Origin of the sequence: Emticicia sp., from assembly GCF_043780375.1 — a bacterium.
Lineage (GTDB): Bacteria > Bacteroidota > Bacteroidia > Cytophagales > Spirosomataceae > Emticicia.
Map to the genome: position 1 here is coordinate 1 of NZ_JAYWCU010000002.1, position 20,455 is coordinate 20,455.

Annotated in this window: 16 protein-coding genes and 1 tRNA gene; 10 read left to right on the forward strand and 7 right to left on the reverse strand. The window is 36.3% G+C overall.

What is annotated here, in order from left to right; genetic code table 11:
* The first annotated feature begins 196 nt into the window (after positions 1-196).
* From ACH2CJ_RS00115 to ACH2CJ_RS00130, 4 genes are all read left to right on the forward strand, one after another.
* Positions 197-370: a PCC domain-containing protein gene (locus ACH2CJ_RS00115; RefSeq protein WP_394990025.1), complete on the forward strand. Its 174-nt coding sequence runs from the start codon at positions 197-199 to the stop codon at positions 368-370.
* Positions 312-518 carry a hypothetical protein gene (locus tag ACH2CJ_RS00120; protein WP_394990003.1) on the forward strand — a complete coding sequence of 69 codons (207 nt, stop codon included), beginning with the start codon at positions 312-314 and terminating at the stop codon, positions 516-518. Before ACH2CJ_RS00115 ends, ACH2CJ_RS00120 begins: the two co-directional genes overlap by 59 nt.
* An 84-nt stretch (positions 519-602) precedes the next feature.
* Entirely contained in the window at positions 603-2,939 is a 2,337-nt protein-coding gene (locus tag ACH2CJ_RS00125) for a family 20 glycosylhydrolase (protein WP_394990004.1), read from the forward strand.
* A gap of 40 nt (positions 2,940-2,979) precedes the next feature.
* Positions 2,980-3,054: transfer RNA gene (locus ACH2CJ_RS00130), tRNA-Arg, on the forward strand.
* 52 nt (positions 3,055-3,106) lie between these two features.
* Here the strand turns inward: ACH2CJ_RS00130 and ACH2CJ_RS00135 are convergent.
* Positions 3,107-3,259: a single-stranded DNA-binding protein gene (locus tag ACH2CJ_RS00135; RefSeq protein ID WP_394990027.1), complete on the reverse strand. Its 153-nt coding sequence runs from the start codon at positions 3,257-3,259 to the stop codon at positions 3,107-3,109.
* A gap of 125 nt (positions 3,260-3,384) precedes the next feature.
* Here ACH2CJ_RS00135 and ACH2CJ_RS00140 point away from each other — a divergent pair, with 125 nt between their 5' ends.
* Positions 3,385-6,867 carry a 3-coathanger stack domain-containing protein gene (locus tag ACH2CJ_RS00140; RefSeq protein WP_394990006.1) on the forward strand — a complete coding sequence of 1,161 codons (3,483 nt, stop codon included), beginning with the start codon at positions 3,385-3,387 and terminating at the stop codon, positions 6,865-6,867.
* Between the two features lie 101 nt (positions 6,868-6,968).
* Here ACH2CJ_RS00140 and ACH2CJ_RS00145 read toward each other — a convergent pair whose 3' ends face one another.
* On the reverse strand, positions 6,969-7,289 hold the full coding sequence (locus tag ACH2CJ_RS00145) for a single-stranded DNA-binding protein (protein ID WP_394990008.1): 321 nt from the start codon (positions 7,287-7,289) through the stop codon (positions 6,969-6,971).
* Between the two features lie 227 nt (positions 7,290-7,516).
* On the opposite strand from ACH2CJ_RS00145, the gene ACH2CJ_RS00150 reads away from it, so the two are divergent.
* Both ACH2CJ_RS00150 and ACH2CJ_RS00155 read left to right on the forward strand, forming a co-directional pair.
* Entirely contained in the window at positions 7,517-7,873 is a 357-nt protein-coding gene (locus tag ACH2CJ_RS00150) for a hypothetical protein (protein ID WP_394990010.1), read from the forward strand.
* Positions 7,874-7,972: 99 nt separating this feature from the next.
* Positions 7,973-9,130: an iron-containing alcohol dehydrogenase gene (locus ACH2CJ_RS00155; protein ID WP_394990011.1), complete on the forward strand. Its 1,158-nt coding sequence runs from the start codon at positions 7,973-7,975 to the stop codon at positions 9,128-9,130.
* 54 nt (positions 9,131-9,184) lie between these two features.
* Here ACH2CJ_RS00155 and ACH2CJ_RS00160 read toward each other — a convergent pair whose 3' ends face one another.
* From ACH2CJ_RS00160 to ACH2CJ_RS00175, 4 genes are all read right to left on the reverse strand, one after another.
* Complete coding sequence (locus ACH2CJ_RS00160) at positions 9,185-11,455, reverse strand: DUF5916 domain-containing protein (RefSeq protein WP_394990012.1); 2,271 nt, start codon at positions 11,453-11,455, stop codon at positions 9,185-9,187.
* Positions 11,456-11,660: 205 nt separating this feature from the next.
* The gene (locus ACH2CJ_RS00165; RefSeq protein WP_394990014.1) at positions 11,661-12,692 is read right to left on the reverse strand and encodes a PmoA family protein; all 1,032 of its coding nucleotides are present in this window, start codon (positions 12,690-12,692) and stop codon (positions 11,661-11,663) included.
* Positions 12,693-12,812: 120 nt separating this feature from the next.
* Positions 12,813-13,496 (reverse strand): DUF2490 domain-containing protein, encoded by a 684-nt coding sequence (locus tag ACH2CJ_RS00170; protein WP_394990015.1) that lies wholly within the window; start codon positions 13,494-13,496, stop codon positions 12,813-12,815.
* Positions 13,497-13,776: 280 nt separating this feature from the next.
* Complete coding sequence (locus tag ACH2CJ_RS00175; RefSeq protein WP_394990017.1) at positions 13,777-14,286, reverse strand: HNH endonuclease; 510 nt, start codon at positions 14,284-14,286, stop codon at positions 13,777-13,779.
* 162 nt (positions 14,287-14,448) lie between these two features.
* Here ACH2CJ_RS00175 and ACH2CJ_RS00180 point away from each other — a divergent pair, with 162 nt between their 5' ends.
* Positions 14,449-14,994, forward strand: coding sequence for a YqgE/AlgH family protein (locus tag ACH2CJ_RS00180; RefSeq protein ID WP_394990018.1), 546 nt, complete (start codon positions 14,449-14,451; stop codon positions 14,992-14,994).
* A 52-nt stretch (positions 14,995-15,046) separates the two neighbouring features.
* On the opposite strand, the gene ACH2CJ_RS00185 is transcribed toward ACH2CJ_RS00180, so the two are convergent.
* Complete coding sequence (locus ACH2CJ_RS00185) at positions 15,047-16,639, reverse strand: amidohydrolase family protein (protein ID WP_394990020.1); 1,593 nt, start codon at positions 16,637-16,639, stop codon at positions 15,047-15,049.
* A gap of 158 nt (positions 16,640-16,797) precedes the next feature.
* Here ACH2CJ_RS00185 and ACH2CJ_RS00190 point away from each other — a divergent pair, with 158 nt between their 5' ends.
* Entirely contained in the window at positions 16,798-18,786 is a 1,989-nt protein-coding gene (locus ACH2CJ_RS00190) for a hypothetical protein (protein ID WP_394990022.1), read from the forward strand.
* An 8-nt stretch (positions 18,787-18,794) separates the two neighbouring features.
* Positions 18,795-20,195 (forward strand): DEAD/DEAH box helicase, encoded by a 1,401-nt coding sequence (locus ACH2CJ_RS00195; RefSeq protein ID WP_394990023.1) that lies wholly within the window; start codon positions 18,795-18,797, stop codon positions 20,193-20,195.
* The last annotated feature ends 260 nt before the right edge of the window (positions 20,196-20,455 follow it).

Genomic DNA, 20,455 nt, shown 5'->3' on the forward strand with positions numbered 1-20,455 from the left:
TTGTTTTGTACAATTACAAAATTACTACTTTTGATGACATCCTGTGTTTTTATTCGTAAATCATTGATTATCAGTTAGTTAAACCCGAAACTCGCATTACTAGCAAAAATTATGCTTTTAGGCTGAAACATAACGAAGATTTAAAGCAAAATTACAAGAAATTATTGACAAAAATAACATTTCGGCAGCTTGTATTCTGACTTTTGTGGGTAGCCTTACCTCAGTAAATATTCGATATGCTAATCAAGAAAAATATGAAATTCTGAAAGGACATTTTGAAATAGTTTCGCTGGTTGGCACGTTGTCAAAAAATGGCTCTCACATACACATTTCGGTTAGTGATTCATTCTACGGGCAAAACCATTGGTAGACATTTGGGCGACGGAAGTCTTATTTATATAACTGCCGAAATTGTACTAGGTTTCATGTCCGATTATGATTTTATTCGTGAAACCGACCCAACTTTTGGCTACAAAGAATTAATAGTTTTTCCTCGAAAAGGCAAGAAAAACCCTTGATTTTGGCATTTTTTCAATAAAATTTGCGTTTCTTAGTCGAAAAAACGTACTTCGTTTTCCAAAATCAATAAACCTTCAACTACCATGAAGAAACTCATAGGCTTATTCAGCCTCCTCGCCTTCTCATTTTCGAGTTTTGCTCAAAACAAATATAACATTATTCCAAAACCAACGCAATTACTTGCAACAACTGGCGAGTTTTTGGTCAATGCTCAAACAAAAATTTTGATTCCTAAAAATGCACCCGAAATCCGTCCGCTTGCAGAAATTATCGCCGAACGATTTTTGGTTACTTCAGGAATAACACTCGCTATCGAAGAATATGAACTGACAAGTGTTCCTATTTTGAAAAACCAAAACATCATTTTTTCACTTTTAAAAAATAAAGTAGGAGACCAAAAATTAGGAGAAGAAGATTATGTTTTAAAAGTGGCGAGCAATGGCATATTGCTTTCGGCCGCTACAAGCAAAGGCGATTTTTACGCATTACAAAGCCTACTTCAATTACTTCCACCACAGATATTTAGTAGTTCACTCGAAAACTCTGTCAAATGGGCAATTCCAAATTGTACTATTTTTGACCATCCTCGCTATACTTATCGAGGCTTGATGCTTGATGTCGGTCGTCATTTTTTTCCTGTTTCGTTTATCAAAAAATACATTGATTTACTGGCAATGCACAAAATGAATACTTTTCATTGGCATTTAACCGAAGACCAAGGTTGGAGAATTGAGATAAAAAAATATCCAAAATTGACCGAAATTGGCTCAAAACGTAAGGAAACAATGAAAGGTCATTATAACGAACAACAATTTGACGGAAAACCTTACGGCGGTTTTTATACCCAAGACCAAATTAGAGAAGTAGTGGCTTATGCCCAAAAGAAATATGTAAACATTATTCCAGAAATAGAAATGCCTGGTCATGCTTTGGCTGCTTTGGCAGCTTATCCAGAGTTAGGTTGTGGTAAAAGTAGCTATGAAGTTGGTACAAAATGGGGCGTTTATGATGACGTTTTTTGTCCGACCGAACAAACTTTTACTTTCTTGGAAGATGTTTTGACAGAGGTAATTGCCTTATTTCCAAGTAATTACATTCATATTGGCGGAGATGAATGTCCAAAAGTGTCTTGGAAAAACAGTCAGTTTTGTCAAGATTTAATTAAAAAGGAAGGTCTAAAAGACGAACATGAATTACAAAGCTATTTTATTAAAAGAATAGATAAGTTTTTAACTTCAAAAGGTAAAAAAATGATTGGTTGGGACGAAATTTTGGAAGGTGGAATTTCACCAAATGCAACCATTATGTCGTGGAGAGGAATTGAAGGTGGCATCGCAGCTGTAAAGCAAAACCATGATGCCATTATGACTCCGGGAAGCCATTGTTATTTAGACCATTATCAATCAGACCCAAGTTCAGAACCTTTGGCAATTGGCGGCTTTTTGCCACTGGAAAAAGTTTATTCTTATGACCCTACCCCTAAAGGTTTAACACCAGAACAGGCAAACCATATTTTGGGGGTTCAGGCAAACCTTTGGACTGAGTATATTCCGACAAGCACTCAAGCAGAATATATGGTTTATCCGAGGGCATCGGCTTTGGCAGAAGTTGCTTGGACAGCCAACGAAGCAAAAGATTACAAGGATTTTACGAATCGTCTAAAAACGCATTTCAAACGCTTGAGATATTTGGCAGTAAATTATTCAAATAGCTATTACGACATTTCAGCAACATCATCAATTAATGTTAAAAATCAGGTTGTTATAAAACTTCAAACATCTTATAATCAATCTATTATAAGATATACCATTGATGGCTCTACTCCTACGGCAAGCTCTTCGATTTACCAACCAATAGGCATTATTAGTACCAAAGATGTTACGCTTAGGGCAGCAGCATTTTCGTTAAATGGAGAGAAATTAGGTAAAGATTTGAACAAATATTTTTATATCAATAAAGCCACTGGACGAAAATATACGCTTGTCAATCAACCAAAAAACTATACCGGTGGAGAAACTTTTGGTTTAACCAATGGCGTGAAAGGCGAAGAAGGAAACTTAGCAACTTGGGTTGGTTTTGAAGGAAAGGATTTGGATGTTACGATTGATTTGGGTCAAGTAATGAACCTAAATAAAGTTAGTTTTGCCTTCTTACGGTCGAGTGCTTCATGGATTATGCTACCACAAGAAGTTGAGGTTTCGATTTCAAATGATGGCAAAAAATTCACTTCTATACAAAAAATGCCGCTGGGTAGTATTGATTCAGAAGGAAGAGCCATACAACAATTAAGTATCGCCGCCGATGGCAAAAAAGGTCGTTTCATTAAAATTTTCGCTAAAAACTACGGCAATTTACCTGACAATCATCCAGGAAAAGGAAGTTCTGCTTGGCTTTTTGTTGATGAAATAGGAGTTGAATGATACTTTAAAATATTTTCTGTGTAAATTTGCATAGAAAAAGGGTTTCGTAGTTCAACGGATAGAATAGAAGTTTCCTAAACTTTAGATTCGGGTTCGATTCCCGACGAGACCACCAAAACCAAAACACAGGCAGTAAGCCAAGTACAGCCTGTGTTTATTATCAACTTTTACGATTTTTCAACCTCCGAAACTTTATACGCAACTATTTCAGTTACGTAAACCGTTTTTTCTTCTTTATTTATATAGTTTCTATAATTCTGTTTTCCTTCGATGCTCACACATTTTCCTTTACTTACAAGGTCTTCACTAATCTCGGCAATTTTACATTAAACCACTACATTCTTCCTGATTAATACGTCATTTCTTCGAAAAATACGATAAATAGCGTATTGTAGTTTGGAGATTAATCTAAGAATTTTACTACACAAACTAAAACCTTTTGTGTATGAAAACATTTACAATATTTTTGATAACAAAAGCCCAACAATTAATGCTAAAAACAACGTTATTGTTTGGGTTATTTTTTGGTATTTCGTTACCAATATTTTCGCAACAAAAAGAAGGAGAAGCTGCTCGTGAAGAACCTAAAACTTTGAAAGCAGAAACCTTTAATTTTTTAGAACTTTCAAGAAAACAAGAGGCTGGCTTATTACCACCACCACCCGTTAAAGACCCAAAGCCACCCAAACATCTTGGTATTCAAGGAAATAATCCTCTGCCACTTGGCTTTGAGAAGGCGATTGAAGCCCCTACACCTCCACTATTGAATATTCCTTCCCCCAATCCCGATTTAACTTTTCTGGGACTAAATCAAGGGAGTTCTACAATAAATCCAGCTGATGTCGGAGGTGCAGTGGGACCAAATCATGTAATGACGGCACTCAATTCGGAGGTCTGTATTCGTGATAAGTCTGGAACGCTCATTTCGAAAGTAACCCTTGCAAATTTTGTGGGAACCACTAATTTTGCTTTTGACCCTAAAGTTGTTTACGACTCTTATAGCCAAAGATGGATATTTTCAGCCTGTTCTACCGCTAATCCTGTTTCAATTCTTGAGATGAAGGTTTCAGCAACAAATGACCCAACTGGAAATTGGTACACTTACCATTTGAATGTTGATGCAACTGGTTTAGAATGGTTCGATTACCCGAGTATGGGTTTTAATAAAGATTGGATAGTGGTAAGTGGTAATATGTTTACATGGGGGGCGACGGGAACATTTAAAGGAGCTAAAACATATATTTTCAAAAAAAGTGATATGTATGCTGGAGCAGGTGCAACTACATATACTATGACTCATCCTTCGGTTTATACCTTAGTTCCTGCAACTACTTACGATAATACCTTAGGTAAAGTATATCTTTTGGCAGAATGGAATACTGCGAATGGTGCTTTAGGATTGTATGAAATTTCGGGAGTACCACCAGCTGCACCTACGTATAGTGCTGCTCCTATTTTGAATCCTACTGCTCAAGCCTGGAGTCAGACTCCGGTCAATGCTCGCCAACTGGGTTCTACTGAACTAATAAGTACAGGCATTTCCAGAATTCTTACACTCTTTTATCGGAATGGGTCTTTATGGACAACTCAGCCTGCTTACTTACCCGCAACATCTCCTACTAGAAGTGCAGTTCAATGGTGGCAAATAAACCCAACATCTACAAGTAATACGGGCTGTGTTACACAATTTGGAAGGATTGATGATCCAACTGGCAATATTTTTTGTGCTTTTCCAGCTTTAGCCGTAAATGCCGATAATACAGTAATGATTTCATACGCTGTATTTTCACCTACTATTTATCCAAGTACTAGCTATCACGTACGTTACTCATCTGATCCTTCGGGGACAATGCGAGATGGTGTTACTTTCAGAAATGGAACTGCTAAATATGATGATGGTGGAACGGTAGCGGGAGCTGCTAGTAGATGGGGTGATTATTCTGTAGCAACCGTTGACCCAGTAAATGATAAAGATTTTTGGACACAACAAGTGGTTTCGGCAACACCGATTTCAGGAACGGATAAGTGGGAAACATATTGGACAAAATTAATTATGTGTCCAGTAGCTCCTCAACCTTCTGGATTCTCTACTCTCTCGGCAAATGTTTGTAAAGGGCAAAACAATGTGTTTTATTCTATTCCGTCAGTAAGTGGTGCAACTTCTTATACATGGACATATTCGGGGACTGGAGCATCATTTTCGAGTACAAGTACTAGTTTGTACATAAATTTTTCTTCAATAGCTACCAGTGGTACATTGAGTGTTGTTGCCAATAATGCCTGTGGAGCAAGTTCAGCACGTAGTGTTTCGATTTCTGTAAACGATATTCCGAATACGGTTTCGGTTTCGGGCGGAGGAACTTTCTGTAATTCAACGACAATTACTGCCTCAGGAGGTTCTGGGGGATCTATTTATTGGCAAAACACCACCAATGGAGGATTATCAACTGGAATTCTCTCTTCAAGTCAAACAATTACTACTTCAGGAACTTATTATTTTAGAGCCTATAATAGTTGCGGTTGGGGAACTCAAGGAAGTGCAACTGTTACTATCCAAACAACTCCAGCTATAGTTACCGTTTCAGGCAGTGGTACATTCTGCAATTCCGCTACCATTACTGCTTCGGGTGGTTCTGGAGGTACAATTTATTGGCAAGCTACGACGTCAAACGGAACTTCTTTATTCTCAAATTCCACGAGTCAAATTCCCACTAATTCAGGTACTTACTATTTTAGGGCATATAACAGTAGTTGTGGTTGGGGACCTGAGGGGAGTGCAACGGTTACGATAAACACTATTCCTACCGCTGTAAGTGTTAGTGGTGGTGGTCCAGTTTGCAATACTGCTACCCTAATGGCAAGTGGGGGTACTGGCGGCACAATATACTGGCAAGGAACTATCAGCAACGGAGTATCGATTGCATCGCCATCTGCAAACATGGCCGTAAATTCTTCGGGTACTTATTATTTTAGATCAAACAACAGTTGCGGTTGGGGAACTCAAGGGAGTGCAATAGTTACCATTAATACAATTCCTACTACAGTAAATGTCAGCGGAGCTGGAACATTTTGTAATAGTACAAGCATAACAGCAAGTGGGGGGAGCGGTAGCACGGTATATTGGCAAAGTACTACAAGTGGAGGAACATCAACTACTACCCCATCTACAAGTCAAGTAGTTAGTTCATCGGGTACTTATTATTTTAGGGCATACAACAGTAGTTGTGGTTGGGGCACTGAGGGGAGTGCAATAGTTACAATTAATAATACTGCCTCTGTTTCAGTATTTGGAGGAGGGACATTTTGTAACAGTGCAAACTTGTCCGCATTTTCAAATAATGGAGGTACGATATATTGGCAAGGCACTACAAGTGGAGGAACATCAACTGCTTCTCCAATTTCAAGTCAAATAACAGTTGGTTTTTCAGGAACTCATTATTTTAGGGTACTAAACAACTGTAGCTGGGGACCAGAAGGGAGTGCAACAGTTACCATTAATACAATTCCTACAACAGTAAATGTTAGCGGAGGCGGAACATTCTGTAACAATACCACTGTTATTGCAAATGGTGGAAGTGGTGGTACAATATACTGGCAAGGCATTACAAGCGGAGGAACATCAACCACTATTCCATCTGCAAGTCAAGTGATAAATTCATCAGGAACTTATTATTTTCGAGCAAATAATAGTTGCGGATGGAGTTCTGAGGGGAGTACAACGGTAAATATTATTTCAAATGTATTAGATTTGAGCGGAACTGCCACCAGCGGAGTACAAAAAGCAGTACAAATCATTTCCTCCAACCAAACTATACCTTTAGGTGCAAATGTAAACTATCAAGCAGGAAAAAGCATTTCTTTGCAAGGCACATTTAATGCTCAAACTGGCAGTATTTTTAAAGCAGAAATAAAAAATTGTACAAATTGATACTTCATTATCAAAAACTTACTGATAGTCAATTATTTACATTAAAAAAAGCAAGCACAGATACCTATTTAAACACTATCTATGCTTGCTTTTTTATTCAACTACGATTTCTCAACCTCCGAAACTTTATAAGCAACTATTTCAGTTACGTAAACCGTTTTTTCTTCTTTGTTCACGTAGTTTCTATAATTTAATTTTCCTTCGATGCTCACCAACTTTCCTTTGCTTACAAGGTCTTCGCAAATATCGGCAATTTTGCCCCACGCTACCACATTGTGCCAAGCAGTATTCTTGACTTCTTCATTTTTCTTGTTAGTATAGCTTTCAGTTGTTGCCAAGCTAAAAGATGCTTTTTTCCCATTCTCGAAGCTCAATACATTTACATCGCTACCTACGTTTCCGATTAATTTTACAGTGTTCATTTTATTTTTACGTTTATGATTTGTTATTTTGGTTGAGCCAATCATTGTTTGGTGATTGACGATGCAAAGTTGGTAGCTTATCGAAAAATTACTCGGTTCTTAATCGTTTACAGATGAATAAAAGTATTTGTAAGCGTTTGTAATCGGATAAACATTTGTATATTTGTTTGATAATCAAATATTTAACACAAATTCGTTGCTGTTTATAAAATCTAAAAAAACACCTTATGAAAGCCTGTTTAGAATGTGGCGAACCGATTCTTGGAAGATCAGACAAAAAATTTTGTTCCGACCTTTGTCGAAATGCGTACAATAACAAAGTAAATTCAGACTCCAATAATTTTGTCCGAAATACTAATAATGCTTTGCGTCGAAATCGAAAGATTTTGGAGGAACTTTGCAAAGATGATAAAAGTAAAACCGTCAGAAATACTTTAGTCGATCGAGGTTTCGACTTCAATTTATTTACCACTATTCGAACCACACAAAAAGGCTCGACCTATTATTTTGTTTATGAATATGGCTATTTGGAATTAGACAAAGATTTCTTTTTAATCGTGAAACACAACAAAAGTCGGGAGTAGTAATTTTCATCAAATTTGAAACTTACGCCTAAGCTCAAAACTTAAATCCAAAACTTGCTGTTCTAAGTTAAAGACTTCATTCTAACAAAATCAACAACCATGTTCAATAATTTCGTTTATCAAAATCCAGCAAAAATACTTTTCGGAAAAGGACAAATTGCCCAATTAAGTAAACAAATTTCGCCAGATGCTAAGATTTTGCTCACTTATGGTGGGGGAAGTATTTTCCAAAATGGTGTGTATGGGCAGGTTAAAAAAGCACTCGAAGGGCGAAACGTAATAGAATTTGGCGGAATTGAGGCAAATCCAACTTACGAAACTTTGATGCAAGCCGTTGAATTAGGCAGAAAAGAAAATATTGATTTTTTGTTGGCAGTAGGTGGTGGTTCGGTGCTTGATGGCACCAAATTTATTGCCGCAGCTATTCCTTTTGAAGGTGATGATGCTTGGCAACTTGTTACAGGAAAAGAAAAAATCAAGACAGCTATTCCGCTTGGTTCGGTGCTTACTTTGCCAGCAACTGGTTCGGAAATGAATTATTTTGCTGTAATTAGTAAAAAAGATACCCACGAAAAGAAAGGAATGGGACATCCTTTGGTTTATCCAACATTCTCTATTCTTGACCCCGAAACTACCTTTTCCTTGCCTCCTCGCCAAATCGCTAATGGTATTGCCGATGCGTTCACGCACGTGATGGAGCAGTATATGACTTACCCTGTCGACGCCCAAATTCAAGACCGTTTTGCTGAGTCAATCATTCAAACTTTGATTGAAGTTGCTCCGAAAACCCTTGAAAATCCGACTGATTATGACGCACGTGCCAATTTTATGTGGGCTGCAACGGTAGCTTTGAATGGATTTATTAGCTTAGGCGTTCCGCAAGACTGGGCAACACATCAAATTGGGCATGAATTAACTGCTTTTCACGGAGTTGACCACGCTCGAAGTTTGGCAGTAGTTTTGCCACATTTATTAAAAATAAAACAAGGCAGCAAAAGAGAAAAACTCATTCAGTATGCCAAAAGAGTTTGGAATTTGAGCGGAACTGATGACGAATTGGTTGCAGGAGCGATTGAAAAAACGACTCATTTTTATGAATCATTGGGGCTTCCAACCAAAGCCACAGCCTATGGCATAAACCAAGAAACTATACAAAAAATTGTTGCTCGTTTTGAAGCAAGGGGTACGAATTTTGGCGAAAAAGCTGATATTACGCCACAAGTTGTTGCCGAAATTTTGGAAATGAGTATTGCCTAAAAAACAAATTACGAATTTAGAGCGGTTCATCGCTCTAAATTCGTAAATGTTCAGTTATAAATTAAACCAGTAAGTCAATTTTACTACCAATGCTCGACTTTTTGAACCAAAAGCTCCAAGCATATAAGGCTTGTCGAGGTCGGTATTTGTAGCAAAATAATTGTCGGTATAAACAATAAACAAATCACTGACAGGTTTGAAACGCCACTGAAAACGAGAATTGATATTTACATTATTGGCTTGGTTATTATATTGCACAAAGGTTGTCCAAAAAATAGTTTTTGAAAACGTTATTTCAGCCCTCGGACTCACCAACCATAAGGTAGCACTATTATATGGTTTTGGAAGATTGATGTTTGTATAAGTCAAATCAACCGAAAACAAAGCATAAGGAATCAATCGGTAATTTGCAGAACCGCTTAATGTTGCAATCTTTCCATTAAAATACTTTCCAACTCTACCACCAAAATAATAAAATAACAACTTATTTGTATTCGATTGGTAAGAAAATCTGGCTTGTGAATAACTATAAGAAGTATTTTTATCTAATTTTTTGCCTCCAGTATTAGTCGGGTCAAAATCACTGAAAAGATATGTATATAAAGTTCGCCAAGGATAAATCATAAAATTGGCATTATTTCTGAACTGCACCGTGAAAAACAAAGGCGTAAAGTCATAATCAATTGCCTTACCATCGGAAAAGCGAGCAAAATAATCCCAGTCAGTTCCAATACCAAAGTTATTGATATGTTTATTGATTTTTTTAGATTTCGGATAAAAAGTATAATTAATATTCGATTCATTCCTGACAAAATTTTGGCGTGGCACATAACCCACTTGAGCGGTATAATTTTGCCCTACATAAGTTGATCTCGTACTAATCCCCCAAGTAGGCGAATCTTTATTTATCAATATTCCTGCCGCATTTTGCCCTACCAGACTCGTTGGGGTAATAGCTTGGTGATAAAAAAACTTATTTCTCCAGAAACCATTTGACGATGCCATGTTATAATCTAAACCCACAATTCGATGAAAACGAAGGCTATCTGTTGCATGAATTTCTAATTTTTCGAGCGAATTTTCTTTATCTACAAACAGAAAAGCAATATTTGAGCGGGTAAAAACCTTGCGTTGCACTGCTAAAACCGAGTAGTTTGCCGCCGCCAAACCTAATTTATCGTTATATTTTACTTCTCTGGTTTGCATATTCATAATACCTACTCGCCAGTTATTAGTCAGTTTTCCACTTATTCTAATGCCTCCTAAAATTTTCACTTGTTCATTCACTCCTTTTAGCGGATTTTTAGCAATTCCTATTCGACGAGAGAAAAAAGGCGAAATGTTATCTGTTCCAAATGAGCCAAAAAGGTCATTATTTTCAATAAAAAACTGTCGTCTTTCAGGAAATTGAATCTCAAAACGACTCAAATTTGTCACCTGCCTATCAACTTCAACTTGTGAAAAATCGGGATTTACCGTCAAATCTAAATTCAAGGATGGCGTAAGAGCAATTTTTGCATCAAAACCAATATTTGCCGACTTAGTAATAGGTTTTCCATTTATATAATCTTGCCCAACCGAACCAATTGTATATGGAATCAAGACAATATTGGCACCTGGTTTTGGGGGAGCTTCGTCCCAAATCAAAGTTCCTGCATAAGCAATGTCGCTTCCTCTGGCATTACGAGGTGTATTTACCCACGAAGAGCGTTCGTTTAAAAACAAGTTATTTCTAAAAAAATGGATATTCCATTCATTCTTCCCACTTTCTGCTAACTTATATCTTAAACTTTTAAATGGAATAGCACACTCTACTACCCACCTATCATCATAGTTTTTTATAGCCGTGTACCATTTATTGTCCCAATCATTTGAAATGTCATTGCCATTGAAAACCAAAGCTTCACGTTGAACCCCGTAAGGACTAACCGAAAAATGAAAAGCATTTTGTTTGTCTTTAAAAGTATCAAGATTGATAGAAACCAAGTCAGTTCCTCCGCCTTGAGAAAAATCTCGTTTCAAAGACTGCACCCGATATTGGCGAGGTTGGTAAACAACGAAACTATAATAGAAATTTTCATCATCAAACGAAACTTTTGCTTGTGTTTGCTGAATCGCCAACGAAGTATCATAAGGAAATTGCTGGTTGAAGGGTGTAGTTGGCTCGGCAGTTTGCCAAGCAGCATCATCTAAAATCCCATCTATCTTTATTTTAGATTGAGCTTTTTTAATATGAATTTTAAATTTTTGTTCATTAACAGTTTGGGCATTAAGTAGCTGAAAATCAACCAAAAAGATAATTATAATGAATAAAAAGTTTTTCATAAATATTGATGATGAATGATAATAAGTCGAAATAATACCATAGAATTTGACATCTTGGTAATTATAAAATTAAGCTATTTTTGAGAAAAAATGGGCAAATTGAGAAGAAACAAGAAAAATATGCGATGATTGGAGTTGATACGTAGATAAAAAAAATCAACTTTCTGAAACTCTCAGAAAGTTGATTTGAAATTTAAAAAACTAATTACTTTATTTTTCCAAAATCTGCTGTCAATTTATTCATTGCATTGTCCGAAACCTCGCCAGAAGTTACGACCAAACGGTAACGAAATGTTGTAGATTGATTAGGAGCTAGCTTAAGATTTAGCTCTTGTTTACCATTCGAGAATACTTTCTGACCCAATGGATTTACGGCAAAAAGACCATATCCACGTGAGTGCCAATAAGCAGGATAACCAACATTTTTTGGGTGGTCGATAATGGCTACCGAGATTTTTTCTTCACCAATTTGTCCACGAAGATTTATCCAATCTGAGCGTTTTGCCCAAGTATCTTCGCCCTCTATACCTTCTTTATTTCTATAACTTCCTGTAATTCCTGTATTGTCTAACGATGGTACTTTTGTTGCCACACCACTTGCATCAGTAAAAATTTCAGCTTTAGTTGATGGATGCTCTAACTGACGAGCCAAACGAATAGCAAACATTCCATCTTTTACATCTTTGAAAAGCACTTCTTTATCTGCGGCTGTCAAAGTTGTAGTTCTGTCCATAATTCGCTGATTATCAGTGCCTTGAAATGTATAAGTAGTTGTTTCTTTAAGCATCAATTTTCCGTCTTTGTCGAGCCAATCGGCAGTTACAACAAGCGACCCAATATTTTTTCCTGATTTTACAGATTTGATTCCTGTATGAACAATCGTTCCATAAACTCCTTTGGCACTGGGTGGTGTATTTGAATTATTCCAAAAATCATGACCGTTTACATCTTCGTAATTGAGCCAAACACCCACATGATGAGGATGGTCAACTCTTTCACCTGGGCGAGGGTCAAGTGGCCAACCACGAGTAATAAGCGTTCCTTTAGCAGTACGAACAGGGTATAAAACTGCTTTTTTAAGTACATCAGCACCTGGATAAATATATGCCGTAAAAGGCTTGCCATCAACCAACACTTCTACTTTCTTGTTGGCATCATCACGCACCAATTTTACTGCTTTAGTTTGGGCAAAAACCATGGCAGGAACAAAAAACAAGGACAATAATATTTTTTTCATGTTTTATTGAGGTTGAATAAATAATTTGACAAAGTACGCACTCTTTCAAATAGAAGACTACCGAAATATTGGCTTTTTCTCATATTTTTTTGACTTTAAGGAACAATTTGAAAAATTGTTTTACAAACGTAGCATTAAACCAACAACCAGTGCATCTTCGTGATCAGTCTCAGTAGTATTTCTTCTTTTACGGTAGATATAACGATACCCTATTTCTGACTCTAATTTCTTGGTAAAGAAATGATTGAAAGTTATACCAAGCTGATTTTGGTCATATCTTTTAGTAGAATTTGGTGGTGAACCAAATAGGAATTCTTGCAAAAAAACTAAATCATTCGTTTTTGAAATAGGCTGACGGTATTGAAATCTTTGTCTAAATCGTCCTGCGGTTCGGTCAACAAAAATACGATATTCGTACTGTGTTCGCCATTGAAAAGTACCTTTGTTTATTTTCTGAAAAAACTCAACACCAGGTGTAAATCTCCATTCAACAGTTGGTGTTTTTTCAAAATCTGCTTCTTTCCCAAGAAGTTGGTAGGAGTGCCACCTTGATGTTGCAAAACTAAATTGCCATTTTTCATGTCGGTAAGCAACCGTAAAACGTTGAGCATCAAGCAGTGGATTTTGAACAAAATTAAGTTTTGAATCATGATAATTATTTTGTCGGCGATAAGCAACATCACCCGAAATTATCCAGTTACCCAGTTGTTTGCTCAGAAATAACCTCGACCAAACCGATGTATGAGAGTAACTCTGACCCATTGACACATGGGTAATAAAAAGAAAAAGGACTATTTTTTTCAATTAGTTAATTGTCTTTGCAGTAGTATTTAAAGATTGATTAGGGACTGTTTAAGTTTATTTTTGCTGGTAAAAAATGATACTTTTTTTACTAAATCAAGGTTGAAAATTGAAATTTTGCGAGCAAAATGAGCCTTTCTTGAACGAAGAGTAAGTTAAAAAGGTGCATTTTAAGCCCAAATCAATAAATTTAAACAATCTCTTAAGACCGCTAAAGCGTTCCAAGTGACAAAAATACGTAGAAATTAAGCGTATTTTATAATTAAAATTGTATTAAAAATTGTTATGCTCGTTCTTTAGTACCCAAAAATGGTACCCAGTTCTCTTCTATAGAGCCAGCAAAATCTCGGAGAAACATAATAAAGGAAGGTTTGTAAGGTTTTTTAGGGAGAGAAACGCCCATTTCTTCGGGGGTGAGGTCGCCTTTTCGAGAGTTGCAGCGGCGGCAGGCGGTTACGAGGTTATCCCAGTTGGTTTTCCCGCCTCTTGATTTGGGCATTACGTGGTCGAGGGTGAGGTCGTCGTGGCTTCCACAATAGATGCATTTATTGCCGTCCCGCCTAAATACATTTTGCCTACTGAGCATCACGCCTTTAAATGGCAAACTAACATAATGATGCAAACGAATGACTGAAGGGAGTGGATAGCTTTTATTGACAGTTCGAAGCATTCCTTTTTTAGAGTCGGTTACTAACTCGGCTTTATCAAGATAAACCAATAAAAACGCTTTTGGCACAGTACAAATACTTAAAGCACTATAATCTGCATTCAAAACCAAAACTTTCCTGCTCATAAAACATTTAAGGTTAACGGTTATCACATTTGCAAGGCAATTTAATTAAAATTTCTCGAAATTCTATGCAAGTTTTTAAAGAAAATATTTTTTAATTTTTTTAAAAGTTTAAATTTGTACCATCATCTATAAATCACCAACTTATAATCAATATTTCGACCGATGACTCCACTAAAAGGAAAATTAATCATTGCCGAACCTTTTTTAGGCGACAAAAACTTTGAGCGTAGTGTAGTAATGCTTTGCGAACATAACGAACAAGGTTCTTTTGGTTTGGTATTGAACCAACAAACCAACCTTCGCTTAGATGATGTAATGGAAAATATTTATGGCGATTTACCTTTGTTTTTGGGCGGGCCTGTTGAGCAAAACACACTTCATTTTATTCACCGATTGGGTAATCAGATTTCTGGCACAATCGAAATCGGTAATGGCATTTATTGGTCAGGAAATTTTGAGGAGATTAAGACTTTGATAAATATTGGAAAAATTTCAGAAAAAGACATTCGATTATTTGTTGGATATTCGGGCTGGGCAAGTAAACAATTAGAAGACGAAATGAAGAAAAACTCTTGGATAGTTTCGAACACTGATGCTAATTTTATTTTTGATACGCCTACAAAAGAGTTTTGGCGTGCCGTGCTAAAACGCATGGGCGGCGAATATAAAGTTTTATCTAATTACCCAACTGACCCACGATTGAATTGAGTAGTGAATAATTGATAAAAGATTGAGAGTTTGTTTCAATTATAAATTAATCCTACTCTAACTTCCCTTTTCCATAAATAATTTCGCCTGATTTTTTTCCTGTGTGTTTGCCATTTTCAAGCACCGCTACGCCATTGACAAGCACAAAATCAATGCCTTCAGAATAAGAGTGTGGCTGCTCGAAAGTTGCCTTGTCGGTAATTTTATTTTCGTCAAAAATCACTACATCGGCAGCATAGCCAACTCTAATGAGTCCACGATTATCAATTCTGAAACGTTGGGCTGGTAATGATGTCATGCGTCTTACGGCATCTTCGAGGCGTAAAACTTGTTTTTCTCGCACATATCTGCCCAACACACGAGCATTTGAGCCATAACCCCGTGGATGAGGCACATTTTTGTTGAATTGTATCACGCCCGCATCAGAAGCAATCATGGTATAAGGATATTGCAAGATTCGGGAGACATCTTCTTCGCTCATTTTGTGAAAAATCATTTGAGCTCCACCTTTGTCCACCATGTCCATAATAAGATCGGCTTCTGTTTCAGCATTCGTTTTTCTGCCTAATAATTTATTGATTTCACTTACATTTTTTCCATTTAAAGTCGAGTCTTCTTTGTAGCGAGCCACAAAAGCATAATCAAAATTTTGGCGGTTATCTGCCTTTAAGTTTTTAAGCATTTCGGTACGAATTTTCTTGCGTGTTTCAGCATTTGTCAAGCGAATATGAATGATTGAATCACCATCTGACAAAGCCCAAGACGGAAGCATCGTTCCCATGTTTGTACTACTCGCCGTATATGGATATTGGTCAATATTTACATCAATTCCTTCTAAACGAGCCTTTTCAACCAACCCAATAGTTGTATTACTTTGTCCCCAAAGTGGTTTGCTCGAAATCTTAAAATGTGAAATTTCGACAGGAATATGTGCTTCTCGACCAATATTTATTGCCTCTTCAATTGCTTCTTTTACTTTTGAGGCCTCATCACGAATATGTGAAGCATAAATGCCGTTATACATCGCAGCCACTTTTGCCAAGCCCACTACTTCGGGCGTTTTAGAATAGGTTCCTGGAATATAAATCAAGCCCGTTGCTAAGCCTACTGCTCCATCTTTCATGGCTTGCTCAACCAAAGCCTCCATTTGCACTTGTTCTTTGGGAGTTGGGTCACGAAAAATATTTCGCATGACATGCCGCCGCACAGTATTATGCCCAATTAACGAACCAACATTTACGCTGGTTTGAATTTGCTTTAATTCATCAAAAAATTTAGCTAAATTTAGCTCCGAACCACCGCAATTACCTGTAATAATGCTTGTAACACCATCATAAATAAAATTATCAGCCGTTGGAAGTTTCTGCAAACCATCTTCAACGTGCGTATGTACATCTATAAAACCAGGACAGATAATTTGATTTTTAGCATCAATAACTTTTACGGCTTCGCTTGTTTGGAAAAAACCAATTCCTACTATTTTTCCACTTTTTATTGCCACATCTGCCGCAAACCACGGGTTTCCTGAGCCATCAACAACTCGACCATTTTTAATAACAAGATCGTATTTTTGAGCATAAACACAGTTAGTAATCAGCAACAAAAAGTATAGTTTTGTTTTGGTGATTGAACTAAAATATTTCATAAGGTTCGGTAAGTTTTAATTGATACTAAGGTAATGATTTATTCAATATTAGACACGCTTCATTGTAACAAATTGAAATAATTATAGCTCTAAAGCTAATTTTCGCTTCATTTTAAGCTACTTTTGCATAAAAATAGAGCAAAACACTTTGGTAATCAATGCAATCTGACAAGACAGTTTTCTTCAAGAGTCAAAATATATTCTTACTTTTTTTTAGCTTAATTTTCTTTTCATTATCCTTGCCAGCAGGCTATGCAGGTTTTGATATTGATGCTTCTTGGCATGAGTCGCTTGTAATGGCAATCGAAAAAAACTTGATTTTTGGACGAGACTTTATCTTCAATTATGGGCCTTTGGGCTATCTGAATACGGGGTTTCTGCCCAAAACTGTTTCTATTTGGGTATTGGTAGCTGCCGAAATGCTGACTTTGTTTAACTACCTGATAATCATTCGATTAGCGTTCCAAAAAACACAAAAAAATTGGTGGATAGTTGCTATTTCAGCTTTGATAATTTTTATGCCATGGGGTTTTATTGCCGATACTTCTTTTACTTTTTTTTACTTTTTCTTGTTTTGGCTGTTGCATGCTAAACAAACTAAAAACTCGGCTGGACTTCTACTTGCTATTATTTTTTCGGTATTGATTTTCTATATAAAAGTAAATCTTAGTATTATCGTTTATGGGCTTTTTTATGGTTCGCTGCTTTATTTTGGATTGGCAAAAATCTTTACTTTTCGCACCATTATTATCTGTATTGTTTTACAATTAGCACTTACTTATTCATTCTCTTTTTTGTTTAATGTTAATATTCCTGCTTATCTCGAAGCAAGTCTCAAAATCATTGATGCTTATCAAGATGCAATGGCAATAATGCTTTTAAACAAAAAAGATTTTCTTATTTTACTTGCTTTTGAGGGTTTGATTTTGTTAGCCGCAGTGGTTTTTATTCTGAAAATAACATTTAAAACAGCAAATCCTTGGAAAATTTTATTGAATAATCTTTACCTATACCTTCTCATTGCTCTTACATGGTTTTTGTGTTTCAAGCAAGCACATACAGCCGTTGGAACGTATAATATTTTTGGTTTCTTTCTGTTTATGCCTCCTTTGGCCATTTTGCTTTATCTGTTTACGCCAGAAATTAACAAAGTTTTGGCAGGACGAACCTTCATTATTGTTTTATGTCTTCATTTATTGGCAACGCAATTCATACGTTTTCAAATGGGTGGGCATAACCTAAAAGGATATTTTCTTACATATTTTCCAAGCTCAGTTGCTCAAAAAATAGACAAAGAAGGCTTCTCTATTGGTAGTTTTTTTGAAATAGTAGAGCAGAAAAATCCATATAATTATGTTAAAAGATTGGCAACTTACAATTACCAAGATAATTTTAAAAATTCGCCAGTAGTTTTACCACAAAATTTATTAGAAAAAATTGGAAACTCGTCGGTTGATATTGTGCCTCACCAAATTTCTCATTTGTTTTTTAGTCATTTAAATTATAATCCTCGCCCTGTTATTCAATCTTATCAAGCCAATAGCGATTGGTTAATGAAAAAAAACGGCGATAAATATTTATCCAAAACTGCTCCCGAATTTGTTCTTTTCCGCACCGATGCTTTTCGTGAACAAAATCCATTTTGGGTAGAAACTGATTTGTCAGAAGCACTTTTGAGAAATTATCAATTGACTGATACAACGTTTATTCAGAAAGATACTTTTTTTCTTTTCAAGAAAAACAAAATTACTAAAGAACTAATAGTCAATGAGTTACAAAGCATAAAGTTTAAGCTCAATGAAAATATTTTGATTCCAAAATCAGAATATCCAATTCGTTTTTCGGCAAATATTGAATATGGTTTAAAAGGCAAATTAGCTCGTTTGATTTTCCAGCCACCCTATTTATTTTGCTTGGTAAGTTACGAAAATGGCAAGCAAGAAAACTTTCGAGTAATTGATAAAATTATGAAAGGTGGTGTTTTTATCAACCAAAAAGTAACAACCCAAGCCGAAGCAAGTAACTTTTTTCGAAATAAAGGTGTTGATAATCAGAGAGTTACAAAAATTCGCTTTTGGACAAAATACACTTCTGGTTTTAAATATAGTTTTGAAGGGAAGTTTAAAGAAATACACGTTACGGAGTAAAATAGAATATGATTACTGATACTGAAAATACATTTGAAAAATTTGAGTTGAATCGTCAATTGCTCAATGCCATTGCCGATGCGGGTTATACTGTGCCTACACCGATTCAAGAAAAGACAATTCCGCTGACAATGGCGGGGCATGATGTGCTGGGAATTGCTCAAACTGGCACAGGAAAAACGGCCGCCTATTTGTTGCCTATTTTAATGAAAATCAAATATGCACAAGGAAAAACACCTCGTTGCTTGATTTTTGCCCCCACTCGTGAGTTGGTGATTCAGATAGATAAAGCCGTGGGCGAACTTGCCAAATATACTGATATTCGACATATCGCTTTGTATGGCGGACTTGGACCAAAAATCCAGATAGAAACCATTCAGGCGGGCATTGATATTATTGTGGCAACGCCTGGGCGATTCATGGATTTATATTTGCGTGGAGAAATTGCTGTAAAAGACCTGAAAATTATGGTTTTGGACGAAGCCGACAAAATGATGGATATGGGCTTTATGCCTCAAATTCGAAAGATTTTAGAGGTAATTCCAACAAAAAGGCAAAACTTGCTATTTTCGGCAACGTTTCCTGATAAAGTTGAATCGTTATCTGCTGAGTTTTTGGAGTTTCCAACCCGAATAGAGGTTTCGCCACAAGCAACGACTGCCACAACCGTAAAGCAACGAATGTTTTCTGTGCCAAATATGCAAACAAAAATCAATGTTTTAGAATACCTTTTTTCAACAGAAGCGGTACAAAAAACCATGATTTTTACTCGTTCAAGAGATATTGCTGATGCCGTTTATAACTCTCTTAATGGTAGGGTTATTTCAAAAAATAATATTCGGGTGATTCATGCCAATAAAGGTCAAAATACCCGAATCAACTCAATGGATGCTTTCCGTGATGGCGTTGTAACTGTTTTGGTGGCAACCGATGTGGCTGCTCGTGGCATTGATATTGACCACGTTACGCACGTCATAAACTTTGATGTGCCATTGATTTATGAAGATTATGTTCACCGAATTGGTCGAACAGGCAGAGCCAATAACTTAGGTGAAGCCATTACTTTTTTGACTCCTGCAGAAGAATATCACATCAAGAAAATTGAGAAAATTATCAGAATGGATATTCCACGTGAGCCAATTCCCGAAGAAATTGCTATTGCACCAACACCTTTCGACGAAAATCAAGCCTTACTGCTCGAAATTGACAACCAACGCAAAAAAGAAGATCCAAGTTTCAAAGGAGCTTTTCACGAAAAGAAAAATCCAAAAGCAGTTGTAAAGAAAAAGACCAGTTTAGCAAAAGGTGGTTTACCAAAGAGTGTTACAGCAAAAAGTTTTTCTTCATCACGTCCTAAAAATTATGGTATTACGAAAAACAATAAAAGAAGTGGTAAAAGTAAAAAATAAAAAATAGTTAAAAAAATACGTCTGAAAATTAATTTTCAGACGTATTTTTGTTTAATTCAGAATCTCGCCCTCCAAAAAATGTTCATAGAATTCTTTTCTTTGAGCCCTACTTATTGGCAATTCCAATGCTCCATATCCTTCGATTGATACTTTATTATTACTAATAATGCGAATTTTGCGATAAAATCTTAGATAAGTACAATTTTATCTAAATCATTTTTATCAAGTTTGCATATATAATTTGGCATAGAAGGGAATGA

Coding starts and splice junctions, on each gene's coding strand:
- ACH2CJ_RS00120 (WP_394990003.1), top strand. CDS start 312: ATGGCTCTCACATACACATTTCGGTTAGTGATTCATTCTACGGGCAAA.
- ACH2CJ_RS00125 (WP_394990004.1), top strand. CDS start 603: ATGAAGAAACTCATAGGCTTATTCAGCCTCCTCGCCTTCTCATTTTCG.
- ACH2CJ_RS00140 (WP_394990006.1), top strand. CDS start 3,385: ATGAAAACATTTACAATATTTTTGATAACAAAAGCCCAACAATTAATG.
- ACH2CJ_RS00145 (WP_394990008.1), bottom strand. CDS start 7,289: ATGAACACTGTAAAATTAATCGGAAACGTAGGTAGCGATGTAAATGTA.
- ACH2CJ_RS00150 (WP_394990010.1), top strand. CDS start 7,517: ATGAAAGCCTGTTTAGAATGTGGCGAACCGATTCTTGGAAGATCAGAC.
- ACH2CJ_RS00155 (WP_394990011.1), top strand. CDS start 7,973: ATGTTCAATAATTTCGTTTATCAAAATCCAGCAAAAATACTTTTCGGA.
- ACH2CJ_RS00160 (WP_394990012.1), bottom strand. CDS start 11,455: ATGAAAAACTTTTTATTCATTATAATTATCTTTTTGGTTGATTTTCAG.
- ACH2CJ_RS00165 (WP_394990014.1), bottom strand. CDS start 12,692: ATGAAAAAAATATTATTGTCCTTGTTTTTTGTTCCTGCCATGGTTTTT.
- ACH2CJ_RS00175 (WP_394990017.1), bottom strand. CDS start 14,286: ATGAGCAGGAAAGTTTTGGTTTTGAATGCAGATTATAGTGCTTTAAGT.
- ACH2CJ_RS00180 (WP_394990018.1), top strand. CDS start 14,449: ATGACTCCACTAAAAGGAAAATTAATCATTGCCGAACCTTTTTTAGGC.
- ACH2CJ_RS00185 (WP_394990020.1), bottom strand. CDS start 16,639: ATGAAATATTTTAGTTCAATCACCAAAACAAAACTATACTTTTTGTTG.
- ACH2CJ_RS00190 (WP_394990022.1), top strand. CDS start 16,798: ATGCAATCTGACAAGACAGTTTTCTTCAAGAGTCAAAATATATTCTTA.
- ACH2CJ_RS00195 (WP_394990023.1), top strand. CDS start 18,795: ATGATTACTGATACTGAAAATACATTTGAAAAATTTGAGTTGAATCGT.